18 protein-coding genes and 1 tRNA gene are annotated in these 19,654 nt (G+C 61.2%); 7 read left to right on the top strand and 12 right to left on the bottom strand.

The window, feature by feature from the left end:
- Positions 1 to 107: 107 nt before the first annotated feature.
- Entirely contained in the window at positions 108 to 2,009 is a 1,902-nt protein-coding gene (locus ACTJKL_RS11735) for a potassium transporter Kup (RefSeq protein ID WP_440852919.1), read from the bottom strand.
- Between the two features lie 256 nt (positions 2,010 to 2,265).
- Here ACTJKL_RS11735 and ACTJKL_RS11730 point away from each other — a divergent pair, with 256 nt between their 5' ends.
- From ACTJKL_RS11730 to ACTJKL_RS11715, 4 genes are all read left to right on the top strand, one after another.
- On the top strand, positions 2,266 to 2,922 hold the full coding sequence (locus ACTJKL_RS11730; RefSeq protein WP_146032664.1) for a hydrolase: 657 nt from the start codon (positions 2,266 to 2,268) through the stop codon (positions 2,920 to 2,922).
- A 138-nt stretch (positions 2,923 to 3,060) separates the two neighbouring features.
- Positions 3,061 to 3,309, top strand: coding sequence for a XapX domain-containing protein (locus ACTJKL_RS11725; RefSeq protein ID WP_324763538.1), 249 nt, complete (start codon positions 3,061 to 3,063; stop codon positions 3,307 to 3,309).
- A complete protein-coding gene (locus tag ACTJKL_RS11720; RefSeq protein WP_440852918.1) occupies positions 3,306 to 5,243 on the top strand; it encodes an amidohydrolase in 1,938 nt (645 codons plus the stop codon). Before ACTJKL_RS11725 ends, ACTJKL_RS11720 begins: the two co-directional genes overlap by 4 nt.
- A gap of 88 nt (positions 5,244 to 5,331) precedes the next feature.
- Positions 5,332 to 6,921 carry an MFS transporter gene (locus ACTJKL_RS11715; protein WP_275599291.1) on the top strand — a complete coding sequence of 530 codons (1,590 nt, stop codon included), beginning with the start codon at positions 5,332 to 5,334 and terminating at the stop codon, positions 6,919 to 6,921.
- Positions 6,922 to 6,969: 48 nt separating this feature from the next.
- On the opposite strand, the gene ACTJKL_RS11710 is transcribed toward ACTJKL_RS11715, so the two are convergent.
- From ACTJKL_RS11710 to ACTJKL_RS11695, 4 genes are all read right to left on the bottom strand, one after another.
- Positions 6,970 to 7,899, bottom strand: coding sequence for a LysR family transcriptional regulator (locus tag ACTJKL_RS11710; protein ID WP_275599290.1), 930 nt, complete (start codon positions 7,897 to 7,899; stop codon positions 6,970 to 6,972).
- A 222-nt stretch (positions 7,900 to 8,121) separates the two neighbouring features.
- Positions 8,122 to 8,940: a non-homologous end joining protein Ku gene (gene ku / locus ACTJKL_RS11705; protein ID WP_440852917.1), complete on the bottom strand. Its 819-nt coding sequence runs from the start codon at positions 8,938 to 8,940 to the stop codon at positions 8,122 to 8,124.
- A 121-nt stretch (positions 8,941 to 9,061) separates the two neighbouring features.
- Positions 9,062 to 9,946, bottom strand: a complete 885-nt coding sequence (gene ku / locus ACTJKL_RS11700; protein WP_275599288.1) for a non-homologous end joining protein Ku — start codon at positions 9,944 to 9,946, stop codon at positions 9,062 to 9,064.
- Positions 9,947 to 10,116: 170 nt separating this feature from the next.
- Positions 10,117 to 10,770, bottom strand: a complete 654-nt coding sequence (locus ACTJKL_RS11695; RefSeq protein WP_100671585.1) for a hydrolase — start codon at positions 10,768 to 10,770, stop codon at positions 10,117 to 10,119.
- A 155-nt stretch (positions 10,771 to 10,925) separates the two neighbouring features.
- Between ACTJKL_RS11695 and ACTJKL_RS11690 the strand changes: the two genes are divergently transcribed.
- The gene (locus ACTJKL_RS11690; RefSeq protein WP_440852916.1) at positions 10,926 to 11,819 is read left to right on the top strand and encodes a LysR family transcriptional regulator; all 894 of its coding nucleotides are present in this window, start codon (positions 10,926 to 10,928) and stop codon (positions 11,817 to 11,819) included.
- 590 nt (positions 11,820 to 12,409) lie between these two features.
- On the top strand, positions 12,410 to 12,691 hold the full coding sequence (locus tag ACTJKL_RS11685; RefSeq protein WP_275599287.1) for a hypothetical protein: 282 nt from the start codon (positions 12,410 to 12,412) through the stop codon (positions 12,689 to 12,691).
- A 90-nt stretch (positions 12,692 to 12,781) separates the two neighbouring features.
- Here ACTJKL_RS11685 and ACTJKL_RS11680 read toward each other — a convergent pair whose 3' ends face one another.
- From ACTJKL_RS11680 to xylF, 7 genes are all read right to left on the bottom strand, one after another.
- The gene (locus ACTJKL_RS11680) at positions 12,782 to 13,009 is read right to left on the bottom strand and encodes a hypothetical protein (RefSeq protein WP_275599286.1); all 228 of its coding nucleotides are present in this window, start codon (positions 13,007 to 13,009) and stop codon (positions 12,782 to 12,784) included.
- A gap of 294 nt (positions 13,010 to 13,303) precedes the next feature.
- Entirely contained in the window at positions 13,304 to 13,525 is a 222-nt protein-coding gene (locus ACTJKL_RS11675) for a hypothetical protein (RefSeq protein WP_275599285.1), read from the bottom strand.
- 10 nt (positions 13,526 to 13,535) lie between these two features.
- A complete protein-coding gene (locus tag ACTJKL_RS11670; RefSeq protein WP_275599284.1) occupies positions 13,536 to 14,054 on the bottom strand; it encodes a hypothetical protein in 519 nt (172 codons plus the stop codon).
- 347 nt (positions 14,055 to 14,401) lie between these two features.
- Positions 14,402 to 14,478, bottom strand: a tRNA-Arg gene (locus ACTJKL_RS11665).
- A 181-nt stretch (positions 14,479 to 14,659) separates the two neighbouring features.
- Positions 14,660 to 15,445 carry an ATP-binding cassette domain-containing protein gene (locus ACTJKL_RS11660; protein ID WP_275599283.1) on the bottom strand — a complete coding sequence of 262 codons (786 nt, stop codon included), beginning with the start codon at positions 15,443 to 15,445 and terminating at the stop codon, positions 14,660 to 14,662.
- A gap of 14 nt (positions 15,446 to 15,459) precedes the next feature.
- Positions 15,460 to 16,821: a sugar ABC transporter permease gene (locus ACTJKL_RS11655; RefSeq protein WP_080636707.1), complete on the bottom strand. Its 1,362-nt coding sequence runs from the start codon at positions 16,819 to 16,821 to the stop codon at positions 15,460 to 15,462.
- A gap of 115 nt (positions 16,822 to 16,936) precedes the next feature.
- Complete coding sequence (xylF, locus tag ACTJKL_RS11650; protein WP_100670065.1) at positions 16,937 to 17,974, bottom strand: D-xylose ABC transporter substrate-binding protein; 1,038 nt, start codon at positions 17,972 to 17,974, stop codon at positions 16,937 to 16,939.
- Positions 17,975 to 18,360: 386 nt separating this feature from the next.
- Between xylF and ACTJKL_RS11645 the strand changes: the two genes are divergently transcribed.
- Positions 18,361 to 19,572 (top strand): ROK family transcriptional regulator, encoded by a 1,212-nt coding sequence (locus tag ACTJKL_RS11645; RefSeq protein WP_275600146.1) that lies wholly within the window; start codon positions 18,361 to 18,363, stop codon positions 19,570 to 19,572.
- Positions 19,573 to 19,654 lie beyond the last annotated feature (82 nt).

Raw genomic sequence — 19,654 nt, 5'->3', positions numbered from 1 at the left:
GGCTAATCTAGACCTGTGAGAAGAGGTTGCCAAGGCGGCACACATCACGCGCGCGTCGACAGACCTGCGCAGTGCAGCCGTCATAAACTTCAGATTCTCTCGAGGCCTTAAATGATGACTTGCTCTCCCAGCTCGACCACGCGATTTGCGGGCAGATGGAAGTACTCGGTTGGATCAATCGCCGAGTCGGCCATGGCGATGAAGAGCCTGTCCTGCCACTGCGGCAATCCTGATTGAGAATCCGCTATAAGTTTACGCCGGCCGAGATAGATGGACGTCGACATTATGTCGAACTTGAATCCTTCCTTTCGACAGCGCGCCAGGGCTTTTGAGACATTCTGATCGTCCATGAAGCCGAATCTCAGCTCCAAAAGACTGAACCGGTCAGACAGCTTTGTAATTGTGTAGCGCTCTTTCTCCGGTACGTAGGGGACTTTGGCCGTCCTGATGGTCAGGATGACGTTATGCCTGTGCAGCACGTGATTGTGCTTGATGTTGTGCAGCAAAACAGCCGGTGTCGTCTCCGGTGTGGCTGTCAGGAAGATCGCAGTTCCGGGCACGTCGACAGGAGCATGCTCGGACTTTCGTTCGACCATGGTTATGAACTGGTTGAGCGGAATGTCCTGACGAGCAGTCTTCTCGCGCAGCAGGCCGATACCCTTTCGCCAGGTCCACATCATCGTGATCAAGGCGCCGGCAATGAGGATAGGCACGTATCCGCCGTGATGAACCTTGAACAGGTTGGCGCCAAGAAAGATCAGTTCAAGGCTGAACAAGGGAAGCAGAACCGCTGTAGCCGTCGAGGCGGACCAGCCCCATTGGCGCCGCACGAACTCGAAGGCAAGAATTGTGTCAATCACCATCGCGCCGGTAATGGATACGCCGTAGGCCGGAGCAAGAGCCTCGGAACTGCCGAACACCAGCATGAGGGCCAGCACGCCGATGAGGAGGGTGGTGTTGACCAGAGGTAGATATATCTGACCGGTCTGGGTTTCCGAGGTATAGCAGATCTCGAACCGCGGGAGGAAGCCGAGGTGGATTGCTTGCCGTATGAGAGAAAAGGCTCCGGTGATCACGGACTGGCTGGCGATGATCGTTGCGGCAGTTGCAAGAACCACCATCGGCAACAAGGCCCAGTTCGGGAACATCAGGAAAAACGGGTTCGAGATGGCATTCGGATGGGACAACACCAGCGCGCCTTGTCCGAGATAGTTCAACGCAAGGGCGGGGAACACGACCGTAAACCAGGCCGACTGGATGGGCCGCCGCCCGAAGTGGCCCAGATCGGCATAAAGCGCCTCAGCGCCTGTTACGGTAAGGAAGATGGCGCCGAGCACGATAAAGCCCACGAGACCGGCATCCCATAAGAAACCGACCGCGTTGAGGGGGTTGAAAGCTGAAAGGATCGCCAGATCGTCGCCTATATGCGCAATCCCTGCGGCCGCCATGACGAGAAACCAAATCAGGGTGATTGGACCGAAAAATATCGAGACAGCCCCGGTTCCGCGTGACTGGACGGCAAAAAGCAGCAGGATTATCACAATGGCGATCGGCAGCACGTAGTCGTCGAGTGCCGGCGTCACGAGCTTCAAGCCTTCGACGGCCGAGAGCACCGACAGCGCAGGCGTGATCATCGCGTCGCCGATGAATAAAGCGGCACCGAGAACGCCGGCAAAAAACATCATGACCGGATACCCGCTTCCCTTCTTCAGCAACAGGGCAAGCAAGGACAGAGTGCCGCCCTCACCATCGTTATCGGCACGAAGCAGGAAGAGCACGTATTTGATGGTGACGATGGCTGTAAGCGTCCAGATCACCAACGACACGAGACCGATAACCTCTTCTCGCCCGACGCCACCCGCCCCAAAAGGGCGCAGCGCCTCGCGGAAGGCGTAAAGAGGACTGGTCCCGATATCGCCGTAGACGACGCCGATTGCTCCAATGGTCAGCGCCAGAAACTGCGGCAGATTGTTCGCTCGAGCCGGTGCGTGGTCGAGGGAGTCGGCCATATGGTCTCCCTTGCTGGGTCGACGTGCTGATACATCTGAAGAAGCTCAAAGCCGCCGAGAGTCCAGCAACCGAACTAACTGAAACGCTTTCCGATTTGTTCCTGCTGATGCTGCTTTTCAATTTTCTAGAACGAATGCAGAGAAATTATACAACTACATGCGCGCTCCGTCCCTTTGTAAAGCATGGATCACGGTCCCGCCCCTGAAGAATTCGGGTCGGCCGAAACGAGTTAACAGCAGGAGATCTACGATGAGCATCACCGCCACCACGACGCCCGGCAAGACGTTGCTGTCCCCGACCGATCATGCGCTCGTCCTTATCGACTTCCAGTCGCAGATGGCGTTTGCGACCAAGTCCATCGCGCCGGAACTGCTCCGTAACAATGCGGCCCTCATTTCACGCGCGGCAGCCGGCTTCGAGGTGCCCACCATCCTCACGACCGTCGCCGAAAAGAGCTTCTCGGGCCCGATGTTTGCGGAAGTCACGGACGCCTTTCCCGGCCAGCGGCTTCTTGACCGTACCTCGATGAACACCTGGGAGGATGCGGCCGTCATCGAGGAGGTGAACCGTATCGGCAAGGATCGGATCGTGTTCGCCGGCCTGTGGACGTCTGTTTGCATCGTCGGTCCGACGCTATCGGCGCTCGACCAAGGCTTTGAAGTCTATGTGATCACCGATGCCTGCGGCGATGTCTCGGCCGAGGCCCACGAGCGTGCGGTGGAGCGCATGGTCCAGGCCGGGGCCCGCCCGGTGACCTCGGTGCAATACCTTCTCGAATTGCAGCGCGACTGGGCCCGGGCCGACACCTACGAGCTCACGACCGGCATCGCGAAGAAGTGGGGCGGCGCCTATGGCATCGGGATCACCTATGCCAAGGCCATGTTCGGTGCCTCCGAGGGCGGTCACGGCTAGAGCGGAATGAGGAAAGGCGATCCTCGGCGCCGCAATCCGGCGACTGGCCGACCGTGGTCCTCGGAAAGCGCGCGCAGCCTTCCGGGGGCGGGCGGAGCCATCCCGGAATCGATCCAAACGCAGGGAAGGAGAGACCGCATGAAGATCTACCTGCTCTCGCTCGGCGCCGGCCTGCTGGTGGGCGTAGTCTATAGTCTGCTCGGCGTCCGCTCGCCGGCGCCGCCCGTCGTCGCCCTCGTCGGTTTGTTCGGCATGCTGCTCGGCGAGCAGATGCTACCGATCGCCAAGCGTGCCTTCGCCGGACAGGACGTGACTTCCTTCGTCAAGACCGGGTGCGCCGAGCACGTGCTCGGACCGATGCCTCACAATCGGGAGAAGGACTCATGAGCTTCACCCGTCGCCAGACCATGGCCGGCGTCGCCGCGGCGGCGCTCTCCTCGCCATTCCGCGCCTATGCCAAGGAGACTCCCATGCCCAATAATGACCTGGTCCTCGTCAACGCCAAGGTGACCACGCTCGATCGTCAAAACCCGTCCGCCATGGCCATAGCAATCCGCAACGGGCGTTTCCTGGCGGTCGGTTCCGAAGCCGAGGCGCGGGCTGCGGCACCCGATGCAATCGTCGTCGACGTGAAAGGGCGCCGCGTCATTCCGGGGTTGATCGACAGCCACACGCACGTCATCCGTGGTGGGTTGAACTACAATATGGAGCTGCGCTGGGATGGCGTGCCCAGCCTCGCTGAGGCGATGGCGATGCTCAAGGAGCAGGTCGACCGGACGCCTGCACCGCAATGGGTGCGTGTCGTGGGAGGTTTTACCGAACACCAATTCGCGGAGAAGCGTCTGCCGACCATCGGCGAATTGAACGCAGCCGCGCCGGATACGCCGGTTTTCATCCTCCACCTCTACGACCGGGCGCTGTTGAATGCGGCAGCGCTGCGCGTTGTCGGCTACACGAAGGATACGCCCAATCCACCCGGCGGCGAGATCCTGCGCGATACGGCCGGCAATCCGACCGGCCTTCTGCTCGCTCAGCCGAACGCGACGATCCTCTATTCGACGCTCGCCAAGGGGCCGAAGCTGCCGCCCGAATACCAGCTCAACTCGACCCGCCACTTCATGCGCGAGATCAATGCGCTTGGCGTCACCAGCGTAATCGACGCCGGCGGGGGCTTCCAGAACTACCCCGATGACTATGAGATCGTTGAGAGGCTGCACCGCGACGGCCAGCTTACTGTCCGCATCAGCTACAATCTCTTCACGCAGAAGCCCAAGCAGGAACTCGCCGATTTCTCCTCATGGGTGAAGCAAGTCTCACCGGGTAAGGGAGATGACAGTTACCGGCATAACGGTGCCGGCGAGATGCTGGTTTACTCAGCGGCCGACTTCGAGGATTTCCGCGTCGAGCGGCCGGAGATGTCACCGAATATGGAGGCTGACCTCGAGCCGGTCATTCGCCTGCTGGCGGAGAACCGCTGGCCGTGGAGGCTCCATGCCACCTATGACGAGACGATCGGCCGCGCGCTCGATGTCTTCGAGAAGGTGAATCGGGACATCCCGTTCACCGGCATCAACTGGTTCTTCGATCATGCCGAGACGATCAGCGATCGCAATATCGACCGCATCGCCGCGCTTGGCGGTGGCATCGCCGTGCAGCATCGCATGGCCTATCAGGGCGAGTATTTCGTCGAGCGCTATGGCGCGAAGGCGGCCGAACGCACGCCGCCGATCCGGAGAATGATGCAGGCAGGGATTCCCGTGGGCGCCGGAACCGACGCGACGCGGGTTGCGAGCTACAATCCCTGGGTGTCGCTCTCCTGGCTGGTGACGTCAAAGACCGTCGGCGGTCTGCGTCTTTATCCGCAAGCCAATCGCCTCGACCGCGAGACCGCGCTTCGGCTCTGGACCGAGGCCAACACCTGGTTCTCCGGCGAGCAAGGCAAGAAAGGCCAGATAAAGGTCGGGCAACTTGCCGATTTGGCTGTACTCTCCGACGACTATTTCGCTGTGCCGGATGACGACATCGTGCATCTGCGGTCAGTGCTCACTCTTCTCGGCGGTAAGGTTGTGCATGGCGACGGCGAATACACCCCGCTTGCGCCGGAGCTTCCTAAACCGATGCCCGACTGGTCGCCGGTCAGCACCTTCGGCGGCTACCATAAGACGCCGGAGGCGCGCGCCAAGTTGTCGCTGCGCTGCGGATGCGCGAACGGCTGTGCCGTGCATGGCCACGACCACGCCGCCGCGCTGGGCGCCAGTGTTCCCACGGCCGATTCCAGAACGTTCTGGGGTGCATTGGGCTGCGGCTGTTGGGCAGTGTGACGGTGACAGGTCAATACGCTCCTCGAGCATGTTGGTTGATCGGGGAACTCATATCGATTGCCATTTCCAGCCATCGGACGGAGCTGACATGACTGCACACCAATCTGCCGCGGCAAGTAAGGCCGGGCCGCTGAGCTTTCCGGTTTTCCGGGCGCTGTGGATCGCAACCATCGTTTCCAACATCGGCACCTGGATGCACGATGTCGGCGCCGGCTGGCTGATGACCTCGCTGTCGCCGAGTCCTCTGCTGGTTGCGCTCGTGCAGGCAGCGACCACCTTGCCGATGTTCCTGCTCGCGCTGCCGGCGGGCGCGCTGGCCGATACTGTCGACCGACGTCGCATGCTGCTGGCGAGCCAGACGCTCGGCCTGGTTGCCGCGGCAGTCCTGGCCGGGCTGACCTGGCAGGACCTGACGACCCCCTATGTGTTGCTGGCCGCCACATTGGTGCTAGGGATATCCGCCGCCCTTACCGCGCCTGTCTTCCAGGCGATTGTACCGGAACTGGTTGATCAGCCCACGCTGCCGGATGCTGTCGCACTCAACAGCCTTGGGATCAATATCGCCCGCGCGATCGGCCCGGCGCTCGGTGGTGTGATCGTTGCCGTGGCCGGAACCGCCGCTGTCTTTGCGCTCAATGCCCTATCGGTCATTGCGGTGCTCGTCGTGCTCGTCAGATGGAAGCGTCCGGCCGACTCGCGCTCCCTGCCGCCGGAGCACTTCGTCGGCGCGCTGAAGGCCGGATATCGCTATGCCCGGCATGCGCCGGCACTTCGTCTGGTGCTCGTCCGCGCCGTCGGCTTCTTTGTCTTCAGCAGCGCGCTGTGGGCCATGCTGCCGCTGGTCGCGCGGCGCGGTCTGGGGCTCGACGCAGCCGGATATGGCGCCCTGCTCGGCTGCATGGGTGCCGGAGCGGTTGTCGGGGCGTTGCTGCTCAAGAAGCTGCGCCGGCATGTTCCTGCCAACACGCTCTCCATCGGCGCGACGCTGCTCTTCGCTCTCGCCACCCTGTTGCTGGCCATCACGTCGAACGCCTGGGCGGCGGGCGCCGTCATGGCGATTGCCGGCCTTGCATGGATCGCCATGCTGACTTCGCTCAACGTCGCCGCGCAGATGGCCTCGCCCGGCTGGGTGAAAGCGCGCGCGCTTGCTGTCTATCTTCTCGTCTTCCAGGGAGCCATGACGGGCGGCAGTGTCCTGTGGGGCTCGGTCGCCGCACGAACCGATGTCACGACGGCGCTCACCATCGCGGCCATCGGCCAGGCGGCGGCACTCGTTCTCGCGGCGATCTGGCGTCTTCCCAGGGATGCGGGCGCCGACTTGGCGCCCTCGCACCACTGGGCTGAACCCGTGGTCTCGGTTCAGCCCGCCGGCGATCGCGGGCCAGTTCTGGTCGAGATCGAGTATCGGATTGCACCCGAGAGGACGGCCGAGTTCGTCGCGGCCCTGCGTCGCTTCCGATCGGTACGGCAACGCGACGGAGCGATCCGCTGGGATGTGTGGGAAGACGTTGCCGAGCCCGGGCGGGTTGTCGAGAGCTTCGTGGTCGAAAGCTGGCTGGAGCATCAGCGCCAGCACGCCCGCGTCACCCATGCCGATCAGATCGACCAGCAGACGCTCAACGCCTTTCATATCGGTGATCACCCGCCGATCGTGCGTCATCTGCTGAGACCGTTGTAATCTTCACCCGAGACCACACCGGACGGGAACACTTCTCCCGGAAGTGCTCTAAATGTCGGAAAGTCCGGCTTCCTCGATGTCAGCGGCTCCGAGTATCACGAACTGGTTCAGCAGCCACGCCGCGGCCGGTCCCGGCGGGGTATCCCGGCGCCAGATGCCGCCGAACCGGTAGATGCCACCCCTGTGATCCGGCATGGAAAGCCGGAGCAACGCGCCGCTTGCCAGATCGGGTCGTATGAGTGGAAGAGGCATGTTTCCCCAGCCGATTCCCTCGCGCAGCAGCGCATGCTTCACGCCAAGATCCGCCAGCCGCCATGTACGCGGGCTGTGCACGAAAAAGTCCCGGCCTGCGGTAAAAGGGGAACGGTCCGTCAGCACAAGTTGGACATGATCGCGGGCATCGCCCGGTGCTATCCGCTCCATGCGCCCGAGCGGGTGATGGGGTGCCGCGACCGGGACCATTGATACGGAGCCTGCCGCGATGCACTCCACGCCTCGAACGCCGGTCGCCAAGGGACCGGAAATGCCGATCATCGCCTTGTGGTCCAGTACTGCCGCAGTCACCCCTCCGAGCGCCTCGACATGCAGTCGCAGCGATACCGTCGGAAAGGCTTCGGCGAAGGCTCGCAGCACCTTTCCCAGCCGCTCCGTCGGCAGCATCACGTCGACGGCCATATCCACTTCTGCTTCCAGGCCGTCATGCAGCGCCTTGACCTTGGCGCGCAGGCCCTCGATGCCCTCGGCGAGGCCGCGCGCTTCGGCGAGCACTGCGCGCCCCGCGGCCGTGAGTTGCGGTTTGCGCGTGCCCTTGCGCTCGAACAGCTCAAGGCCAAGCTGCGCTTCGAGATTGGCCACCCCGTAGGTTATGACCGAGACTGCACGGTTGAGCTTGCGCGCGGCCCCGGCAAAGCTTCCGCTATCGACTACCGCCAGAAAGACGCGGAGCTGCTCGAAGGTCGGAGTTCCTGGATTCGACACTTTCCAACTTTCTGGAACAATACGAAGAAAACCGTTCAATTATACCCACCATATCGGCAAGGCTACACTTGCGATAGCCGCCGCACGGATGGCTGCGACCGCCGTGATAACCGCGCCACAGAGCGCAGGCCAAACTGGTTGACGACCCGGCGATATTGGATGAACCGTTGTTGCCACCTCCGGGGTACCCGGATCGCTCCGGCAACGCAGGCCGCTCGCCTGTTAAGACTTCTTGCCCCCGGGTTTCTTTTTCTCGAGGCTTCCCTTGAGCGCCGCCATGAGGTCGATGACGTTCCCGGCATGGACCGGCTCTCCCTCCTTGCCTTTCGGCTTGGCTACCTTCTTGGCCGACTTCCGCTTGCTTTCTATGATTTCGAGCAGCTTTTCCTGAACGGGATCGCTGACCATATCCGGGTTCCATGGCTTGCTGCGTTCTTCGATCAGCGAGGTGACGAGGCTCATCAGCTTCGGATCGTCATCCCCATCGCCAATATCGGCGAAATAAGTCTCCGGCTTTCGCACCTCGTCGCCATAGCGAAGGGTCCACACGACGATGCCTTTGCCGCACGGTTCCACCATCACGGCGCGTTCGCGGCGGCCGATCACGAGCCGTGAAATGCCGGCGACCTTCTCGGCTACCATGGCGTCGCGGATGACGCTGAAAGCTTCGTGGCCGACCTCGTCCGAGGGCGTAAGGTAGTGAGGCTTCTCCAGCCAGATCCATTCTATCGCCTCGCGCGGAACGAACTTCTCGATGTCGATCGTCCTGGCGCTTTCGAGCGCGACGCTCTCAAGTTCTTCGTCCTCGATCACCAGGAAGTCGTTTTCGCCGCGCTCGTAACCTTTCACCTCGTCGTCTTCGTCGACCTCTTTGCCGGTCACCGCATCGACGTACCGGGAGACGACACGGTTGTTGGACTTGCGGTTGAGCGTGTGGAAGCGGACCTTTTCGGACTCGCTGGTCGCCGGCATCATCGAAACGGGGCAGGTGACGAGCGAGAGTTTCAGGTAGCCTTTCCAATATGGACGTGGCGGCGCCATCGTTCACCTCCCTGGATCATGATGTTTTTAGGCCGGTTCGACCTGAAAACATGTACGTGACCGGTTCCAACAGTAGAGCGGGATGCGGGCGGAAAATCGCGCACACTTTCCTCATTCTGCTCTAGCTCGCGCGGCGGCGCTGGGCGGGCGCGCTCTTTGCAGCCGGTTTCGCCTTGGCCTTTGCCGCGCTTTCCTTGCTCGCGCGCTTCTTCGATGCCGCCGGCGGCTTTTTCATCCCGGCGCTCTGGCGGAGCGCCTCAAGCAGATCATTGGCTTTCGAGACCTTCGGCGGTGCGCGTTTCGGCAGCGACTTGCCCTCGAGCTTGGCTTTGATCAGTTCGGCGAGCGCAGCCTCGTAGCGATCGTCAAATTCTTCGGCCGAGAAGGTGCCCTTCTTCATGCCGATGATGTGCTTGGCAAGGTTGAGCATCTCACCCTCGATCTTGATGTCCGGAATCTCCTTGAACGCCTCCTTGGCGCTCCGGACCTCGTAGTCGAAGTTCAGGGTCGTAGCGATCAGTCCCTTGTCATGCGGTCGAAGCAGAACGGTGCGCATGCGGCGGAAAAGGACCGTTTGGGCGATTGCGGCGACCTTCTTCTTGCGCATGCCTTCGCGAAGCAAGGCAAATGCGTCGGTGCCCATCTTGTCGGGTGTCAGATAATAGGGCTTGTCGAAATAGACCTTGTCGACGTCGTCGCAGGTAATGAACGCCTGGACCCGCAACGTCTTGTCGCTCTCCGGAACGGCGGAGGCGACTTCCTCCGGCTCGAGCACCACATATCGCTCGTCGCCGATCTCGTAGCCCTTGACCTGATCTTCCTTTTCCACCGGCTTGCCGGAGACACTGTCGACGAACTCGCGCCGTACCCGGTTTCCGGTTTCGCGGTTGACCGTGTGGAAGGCGATCCGGTCGGAGGTCGACGTGGCGGTGTACAGCGCCACCGGCGCAGTGACTTCACCAAATCGGAGATAGCCCTTCCATTGGGCTCGTGCCGAGACTGCCATGGCTAACTCCCTGTATATCCGGGGAGTCAACCGAATCGCATTCCGCTTTGTTCCGGTACGGGGCAAATCTCTCTGAAGATTTACGCAGCCCAGCAGAATGGGGATGACGAGGCTCGACAAACGATCGGCTCACAAAGCGCCGGTCAAGATTCTCGTCATCCCCGCTCGGATCAGCCCGCGTCCCGTGGTACCGGCGTGTTGAGCAGTTGCTGCTCCCACAGGAAGGCGATGCCGCTGCCGGCGGCATGCTGCACGAGCACCTCCGAAAGCTCGGCGGCATGCTCCGTGCGGGCCCAGTCGCGCTGCCATTCCGCAGCCACCGACAGCCACGTCATCATGTTCGCGCCAGCCATGATCATGCGCTGGATGGCGACCTCATGGGCCTCGACCGAAGTGCCGCCGGACGCATCGGTGACGACCGTCACGTCCCAACCTTCGCCGAGCGCCTGGATCGTCGGCATCGCAACGCATATTTCGGTCCACAGGCCCGCGATGATGAGCTGCTTGCGTCCGGTGGCCTTGACCGCGTCCACGACCTTCTCATCCTCCCAGGTGTTGATGAACGTCCGATCGATCACTTCTTGGCCGGGAAACACGTCAGTGATCTGGGGGAAGATGCGGCCGCCCCGATCAGCGATCACGCTCGTCAGAATCGTGGGCACGGCGAAGGCCTTGGCGGCCTTCGCCAGAGCCGCCGCATTGTTGACCACCATCTGCGGTTCGTGGCTGTTCACGTTTGTGAGCTGATAGGGCTGGTGGTCGATCAGAACGAGGACCGAGTCTTCGGGACGAAGAAGCGAATCAAGGCCGTTACGAGGGGTCATCAAGACTTCCTTTCTCTGCCGCTATGGACGGCAACGGGTTTCACGGGAGACATGCGCCAGCGGGCGACGTTGCCTGGACTCAATTTGCTGTTCCTTTTGGTGGTGCGATAGTGCCATAGTCAGACAAGCTGTGTCGCGAAACGAGGAACGCCGGATTGGATATCGAGGATCTGCAGACATTCGTCGCAGTGGCCGATGCCGGGGGCGTATCGGCTGCCGCGCGCCGGCTCGGCGTCTCCAAATCGATCGTCAGTCGGCGGCTCATTCGGATTGAAGCGGAGCTTGGGGTCCAGCTTCTTGCACGAACGACCCGCGGCGCCGCGCTTACAGAAGCGGGAGTGACGTTCAGAGACCATGCGGCCCAAACCAGCGCCGAGATCGATGCGGCCAGGGAAACGATCCTCCCTACCGGTGAGTTGCGTGGCCGCCTGAGGGTTGCCATGCCGCTTTCTTTCGGCCCGACCCACTTCGCCCCCGTGCTTGCGGAAATGGCGCAACAACACCCGCAGCTGCACATCCATACCTCCTACAGCGATCGCTTCGTCGATCTCATCTCCGAAGGTTTCGATTGCGCGATCCGGGTTGGTTACCTTCAGGACTCCAACCTCATCGCGAAGCGCGTCGGACCGATCTATGGAAAGCTTGTCGCAAGCCCGGCCTATATCGAAGCGCACGGTTCACCTGAGACGCCTGAGCAACTGGTCAACCATCAGGCCCTCATGCAGGGAACGGAAACCTGGCAGTTCATGGATGGCAGCAGGGTTGTCACGGTTCAGCCGCAGGGCAGGTTCAAGGCCGACAACGCTACGGCGCTTGCCGCTGCCGCGGCGGCAGGACTCGGCATCGCCTGGCTCCCCGATTGCATCACACACCAGTATGTGGCCTCCGGCGCGCTCGTCCCGGTCATGAGGCGCTACCCCCCACCTTCGGCAGGCGCGTATGTCGTCCGGCCCCCGGGTCAGCACCCCGCCCGGAAAGTCCGTGTCCTCGTAGAAATGCTGATCGAGTACTTCGCACGAAATCCGGACGTTTGGGGCCTCGACCGTTAGAACACGAACGGGGCGAGGCCCTCCGTGGATGGTTCCCAGTTATTTCTGGCGTCGATAGACCTCAGCTGACTGCCCTTAGTGGCGAGATCCACCGCGTTTCTTCCAAGTACAACCGCCCCCCATCGTGCCGCGATCACGGATGGTTCAAGGCTGAGTCGGCGGACGGTCTGCTTCGTCGATTTGTCGGAGCGGGTAGCGCGGAAGGCTGCCGCTCATTTTCGGGGCGTGCCCAGAGCAAGTTTAGAGGTCACTATCCCAGTTCTCCAAACCGTCTGGCGCCAGTCCGTCGATCGTCGACGAGACAAGAGATCACATAGGCATCATCCACAACGTTGGACGTCGTCGCTTGCCAAACGCCATCGTTGCCACGAACAAGGACCGCCGCTCGCTGTGGTCTTGCATAGGTAACTGCCGGAATAGTCCGCACCGACTTTTGCTTGTGCATTCGCCGCGGTAGCGAGCGCAATCCATAGCCAAACCACGAGACGGTTCATTCTTTCCCCAACCCGGTTTGTAGGATTCGACAATTTCAAACCTCGAGGATTGGACTATACCTGCGCGGGTGATTCTTGAAAGGGAGTATCCCAAAGATGGAAACAGCCACTCTGTACGCGTACCAGATTTCTCCGGGCAATGACGATTTACTCTATTTCACAGAGACGCTTGAACAATGCCAAGCTGCCGCTTTGGAGCAACGTCGCGACTTCATTGAGAATGATCCCGACGAAGGCGAACTTGCTGCGATGGCAGTATATCGGTGCGAGATGAAAATGCCCGATCAGCAAACGCTACTTCGTGTTCTTAATGACGAAACCACTCTCGTCGAAGCTTGCGTCGTGGAACGGAAGCTGGTCGCGCTAGTCACGGACTAGACAAAAACCCCGGTCGTCGGGTGCCGGGGTTTCGTCTTAAGCGGGTTCAAGCGCCTCATGGCTGCCCTTCAAGAGCTTCGCCAAGGGACTTCAATCAGCCAACAGTGCCAAATCATCGTTTAGCTGGTCTTGCAGCTGCTTTCGCTTTCTCCCGTGGATCAACGCTGCTTCGACGAATCCCTTGCTTTTGAGCAGCTTAATAAGCCGCTTCTGCTGCGCCAGAAATTCGGTTCGCGCCTTCTTATTCGTGGGTAATGTTTTGTAGTTGTATCCTTGCAATTCTGCATATTCCTCAATGGGAATATGCCGTTCTTTCATGATGTAGGGTAGGGCGACATTAAGCCGCTTTATTTCGCTTCGGGCATATTTGGTTGTCGGTTAGGGGTTTGATTCTTCACGTGCTTCTGTTTCTTCTCTGCAAGGGCAAGCGCCTTCTTCAATGCCTTGTGCTTGTTAGGCATGTCGAATCCGTCGCCGTATCGCATGCTCTTCCCGGTGAATGGTGGCCCAGCAGAGAATTCTTCATCGTGTCCACGCATCCGGAGTTGCGCAGAAGGTCCGCCATGCGGTGGCGGAATGAGTAGGTGGTTGCCCCCGGTGCCACAGGCTTGATTAGCTTGTTTGCCGCCGCTGAAAGAGCTTCAGCACCACCGGGACGGGCATACCGGGGAAAGCCTTGGCGTATTTCTTGGCGGCTTCAAGCGCCTTTCCGAGCAACGGCAAATCTCGGTGTCTGGATTTTCCGGTCTTCACAAATTTACGGTGTTTGTTTGGTCCGATAGTGATGAACGGATGGTCCACACCATCTATGTGGAAGTCGGATTCCGTGAGCAAGCAAATTTCTTCATGCTTGCCCCGGTGCATTCGGAAATCGCAAGGATCGCGACCAACTGGTCATTGGCGTCCGACTCTGCCAGCTTGTCATTGAACGCGAGGACTTCAGCTTCGGTGAACGAGCGGCGCTTACCGGTCTCGACAGCACCATTGCTTTCAATCTTCGCATCTTCGACGGATTGGTTTTGGTGGGGTAGTGCGAGCGAAAAACCTTGCGGACGAACATGTTGATGAACTGAAGCTTCTTCTGTGCCGTCTCAAGCTCGATTTCTTCGTTTGCAACGCGGTTTGTGAGATTTGCGGCGAACTCGAATGCTTGCTTGGGAACCATCTGGACGACATCGATTTCACCCATGATGGCGACGAAATCGGTAGCCGCTGCCTTGTATCGGTTCACTCTCTTGTCGCGTGCCCGCTTGTCCAAGCCAAGGAACTTGTCCCCGGACAGATCAACGTAGATGTCAAACAGTTGGAGCATGTCGAGCGCGGGGCGGTTCGATGGCACCGCCGATAGCTGCAATTTCGGCAATGTCGGGTTTCTTGATCGTCTCCAAGATCTCAATGCCCCGGCTCATCATTGCAGGGTAATCCCGCACCGATGCCGCTTCGATAGTGATGCTGATGAAATGAGATGCGTATGCCGACTACGCACCCGCGGAGTGAGGTATTTTGAAAAGCGGAGATATACTTGGAATTTGAAACTGAAATCAAATTCTCTATTCTTGCAGAAACGCAATGGTGGAATGTTTTTCCAAGGCGCTGCCGTTTCGCCGCTTTTGAAGGGGCAAAAACGTAGCAAACGACAGGCGGAAAAGGTAGCAAAATGCCAGTTAAAGGGCGAAACGCATTGATTTTATTGGATTTTTCCTATGGAAATGGCGCACCCGACAGGATTCGAACCTGTGACCTTTGGAATCGGAATCCAACACTCTATCCAGCTGAGCTACGGGTGCATCCGTTTGGCGGCAGGGCCGCCGAAGCAGGCTGTGAGCGGTTCTTAGCCTAGCTTGCGCGCCGCTTCAATGGTGATTGACGGGGTTTGCAGCGGAAATTTGCGTTTGGTGCCTGGGGGAGGCGGCTTTTGCGAAGAAAATGCCGCGCCCGTCGACGCGGCATTGGCGGGTTTGTACCGCCTCACGCCATCTGCATGGCGCCGGGGCCGGGGGTGGCCTTGGGGGGTACCTTGCCCATGATGATCATGCCGAGCACCTCGTCCTTGGTCACGTCCTCGGTGCGGGCGTGGCCGACGACCTGGCCGTTCTTCATGACGGAGACGCGATCGGCGAGGTCGAAGACGTCGTGGATGTCGTGGCTGATCAGGAAGATGCCGATGCCCTCGCGCTTCAATTGCTTGATGAGGTCGCCGACCTGCGCGGTTTCCTGCGGCCCGAGTGCCGCGGTCGGCTCGTCCATGATCAGGATGCGGGCGTCGAAGAGGATGGCGCGGGCGATCGCCACCGATTGCCGCTGGCCGCCGGAGAGCGCCTTCACCGGTTCCTTGAAGCGCTGGAAGTTGGGGTTGAGCCGGCCCATCACTTCGCGGGCCTTGGCTTCCATCGCCACGTCGTCGAGCGTGCCCCAGGGGGTGCGCAGTTCGCGGCCGAGATAGAGATTGGCGGCAGCGTCGACGTTGTCGGCGACGGCGAGCGTCTGGTAGATCGTCTCGATGCCGTATTTCTTGGCGTCGCGCGGATTGTTGATCTCGGCCGGTTCGCCGTTGATCAGGATCTCGCCGGCATCGCGCTTGTAGGCGCCGGAGAGAATCTTGATGAGCGTCGACTTGCCGGCGCCGTTATGGCCGAGGAGGGCGACCACTTCGCCCGGATAGAGGTCGACGGAGGCATCGTCCACCGCATGGATGCCGCCGAAGGAGATGGAAATGTTCTTCATTTCCACGAGCGGAGTGCGTTGTTCAGTCATGTTCGAACTCCTGATTATTTTGCGCGGGCGCGGTAGACGGTGTCGAGCCAGACGGCGGTGACGAGCACGACGCCGACGACGATGCGCTGGAAGGGCGTATCGATTCCCAGAAGGACCATGCCCGACTGCAGGGATTGCATGACGAGCGCGCCGATCATCGCGCCGGCAATGGTGCCGACGCCGCCGGCGAGCGAGGTCCCGCCGATGACGGCGGCAGCGATCGTATAGAGCTCGTCGAGTTCGCCCTGGGCATTGGTCGCGGCGTTGAGGCGCGCCGTCGAGATGGCCGCCGCAATGGCGCAGAGCACGCCCATCAGCGTGAAGATCTTGACGGTGACCCAGCGCGTCTTGATGCCGGCGAGCTCGGCCGCTTCGGGGTTGCCGCCGAGCGCGAAGACGTAGCGGCCGAAACGCAGGCGGGTGGCGATGAAGGTCATGACGATACCGACGACGATCGCCACCAAAACGGGAATGGCGATGCCGTGCGAGATCTGCAGGCCGCCGTCCGGCCAGGCGATGCCGTTCGCATCGGCATATCTGCGGGCGATATTCACCGGCCAGTAATAATGGTTGGCCACGGCAACGGCGCCAAGCACCAGAGCGCAGCCGAGGATTGCCAGGAAATACTCGGCCCAGACGGGGCGCAGCGGGAAGCCGAAGCGCTTGCGCTGCTTGCGCGAATTCAAAATGGCGCCGACGATGGCGATACAGGCGAGAAAGCCGACGATCCAGCTGGCCGTCGCGCCAATGGAGCCCTCGGTGCCGCCACCCATGAGACGGAAGGTGGCGTCCATCGGGGCAACCGTCTGGCCGCTTGTCACGAACCAGGTGGCGCCGCGCCAGACCAGCAGGCCGCCGAGCGTCACGATGAAGGCGGGAACGTTGAGGAAGGCGACGATCGATCCGTGAAGCGCGCCGATGGCGCCGCCGACCGCGATGCCGCAGGCAAGGGTGATCGCCCAGATGGCGGGATGGCCGAGCCCGAGATATTGCGGCAGGACCTGCGCCTGCAGGACGCCCATGATCATGCCGCAGAAGCCGAGCACGGAGCCGACCGAGAGGTCGATGTTGCGGGTGACGATGACCAGCACCATGCCGGTCGCCATGACGGCGACGGACGAGGTCTGGACGGTCAGGTTCCACAGGTTGCGCGGCTTGAGGAACAGGCCGTCGAACAGTCCGCCGGTCATCACCTGGAAACCGAGCCATATGATGACCAACGCGCCGACCATGCCGAGCAGCCGGGTATCGATTTCGGTGGCACGGAAGAAGCGTTTCACCGGGTTTTCGTCCGTTGTGCGGGCGCGGCCGGCTTGCGTGCCCGGTATCTGATCGGCCCCTGTCTGGTTGGCTTTTGTGATGTCGGCCATGGCCATGCCATCCCCCACTTATCTGTCGATGTCGTTCGGTCCGCTTCGCACCTTGCAAGAGCGCCGCAACGGTGTGCGTTGCGGCGCTCTTGAAGACCAGAGATCGGCCATGTCGTTGCGGTTATTTGCAGGCAGCAACGTCGCTCTTGGCGCCCTGGCAGGCTTCTTCCTTGGAAATCCAGCCGGCGTCGATGACGACGTTCAGATTGTCCTTGGTGATCGCCAGCGGCGCGAGAAAGACGGACTTCATGGCGACGCCCTTCGGCCCGCCGTTGAAGGTCTGTACGCCTTCGACTTCGTCCATGGTTTTGCCGCCGGCAAGCGCCACGGCGATTTCGGCTGCCTTCTTGCCGAGCTCGCGGGAGTCCTTCCAGACCGAAACCGTCTGCGTGCCGAGCGCCACGCGGTTCAGCGCTGCCTTGTCGGCATCCTGGCCGGAAACCGGAACCGAGCCGGCAAGGCCCTGGGCGTCGAGTGCCGCGATCGCGCCGCCGGCAGTGCCGTCGTTGGAGGCCACGACCGCGTCGACCTTGTTGTCGTTGGCGGTCAGGAACTGCTCCATGTTCTTCTGGGCGTTCTCCGGCTTCCAGCCGTCGGTATAGGCTTCGCCGACGTTTTTGATCTTGCCCGCGTCGATCGCCTCCTTCAGGACTTCCAGCTGCCCGGAGAAGAGGAAATCGGCATTCGGATCGGCGGAGGAGCCTTTGATGAAGACGAAGTTGCCTTCCGGCTTCTGCTTGAATACCTCGCGCGCCTGAAGGCGGCCGACTTCCTTGTTGTCGAAGGTGATGTAGAAGGCGTCGGGATTTTCGATCAGGCGATCATAGCCGACGACCGGAATTCCCTCGGCGGCTGCCTTCTCGATCGCCGGGCCGATAGCGTCGGAGTCCTGCGCAAGCACGATGAGCGCGTTGGCGCCCTGGGCGATCAGCGACTCGATGTCGGTGAGCTGCTTGGCGGCGGAAGACTGCGCGTCGGCCGAGATATATTTGTCGCCGGAAGCTTCGAGCGCGGCCTTGATGGCTGCCTCGTCGGTTTTCCAGCGCTCTTCCTGGAAATTGGACCAGGAAACGCCGATGACCAGATCCTTGGCGATCGCCGCGGAATGCATGGACGTTATGATGGCAGCCCCCGCCAACAGCTTCAAAATGGATTTCATCCTATCCTCCCAAATGGCCCGGCCGCGCGCACGAACCTCCCGCACGCATCCCCGACGAGCCTCCAGATGCTGTCGCTATCGCGTCGCCGCGTTTTTTCTCGACAGTCGAGAAAATAAATGTCAGAGTTTCCGCAAGCTGTCAACAAGGCCGCCGCAGCGTGTGAATCATTGCCGCAGCACGTTGAAATGGCTGCGTAATCATGGAAATGCGCCTTGTCTTGTAGGCCGCCGGATGTTTTGGGAAGGGCATGTCTTCGAGGGACCCGCTACCGCTGATGCATGTTTCAATTGATCGCGCAGGTTCAGGGATTGAACATGCGGCACCCTGAAGAGCGACAGCGCCCTTTGAGCGCCTCATCCGGCGCGCGGCGCTGCAAGGGTAAACGATGCTGACCAAATCCAGCACCGAGCTTGTGCGTCAGCAGAACAGCGCCCTCGTTCTCTCGGCGCTCCGCCGTAAAGGATCACTCTCCCACACGGAGATTGCGGCACAGACGGGTCTTGCCTCGGCGACGATCTCCGTCATCACCGCTGAGTTGGAGCGGTCCGGGATCATCGCCAAGACCGAGCAGCACGTCCAGGTCGGCCGCGGCCGCCCGCGGGTTCTCTTCGAGCCGAGACGCGGCTGCGGTTACGTGATCGTCGTGCGCATTTCCTCCGACGTCGTGCAATATTCGCTTGCGGACTATGGCGGCATCCTGCTCGACCGTTTCGAGGATCCGCGCAGCCACGACCTTCGCGGCACCGCCGTTTTCGGGGAGGTTCTGGCAGCAGCGCTCGAACGCCTGCTCGTCCGCTCGAATATCTCGAAGGACGAGGTGCTTGCCATTTCGATCAGCAGCAAGGGGCTCGTGGCCGGCGACGGCGCGCGGCTCATCTGGTCGCCGGTTTTCGGCAGCGAGCAACTCGACTTCGTGGAACTGCTCCGGCCCGCCTGGCGCGCGAGGATCATGCTCAGCAACGAGTCGCTGCTGGTGGCGCACGCCCTCGCGGTAAGAGAAGAGGAAAGCGAGAGCGGCTTCCATGCGCTAGCGGCCGTTTCGCTCGGCCACAGCATCGGCCTCGGGCTTGCCAGAAGGGGCAGGTCCGGCGAGCTCGATGTCTCGGCGCCGAATTTCGGTCATATGCTGCATCAGCCGTCCGCGGGGCTTTGCCGCTGCGGCAGCTATGGCTGCATCGAGGCGGCAGCGGGCTTCTACGGGATACTGCGCACGGCTTTCGAGGTGCCCTCCGACACCATACCGGCGAAGTTCGTTCCGCCTTCGGAGATGGACAAGATCGCCGCGAGCGCGCGCCAGGGAAACCGGATGGCCGGCTATGCCTTCCGCCAGGCCGGCTTGGCGCTCGGCAACGGCATTTCGCGGATGCTCAGTCTCTATGAGCCGATGCCGATCTTCGTGACGGGGCCGGGCACGCGCTATTTCGATCTTCTGGAGAAGGGACTGGAGGAGGGCCTCGCGCAATCACTGCAGGTCCGCCTGCAGGGCATGCCGCAGATAAGGGTGGTCCCGGACGAGCAGCGGCTCGTTTTCGACGGTCATATCGATCGGGCGCTCGGCGCGATCGACGGCGACATTGCAGCAGCAGGACATCCGTGAGGCGGCGGGTCTGCCGGCTCGGCGTCGCAGAATTCCGGCTGACGCGAGTGCTGCGCAGTCTTCAATTTACGGTTATTTAGAG

Origin of the sequence: Sinorhizobium sp. 22678 (assembly GCF_052044265.1) — a bacterium.
Lineage (GTDB): Bacteria > Pseudomonadota > Alphaproteobacteria > Rhizobiales > Rhizobiaceae > Sinorhizobium > Sinorhizobium meliloti_A.
Note: the sequence above shows the minus strand (reverse complement) of the source record. Positions and strands in the feature narration are given on the sequence as shown.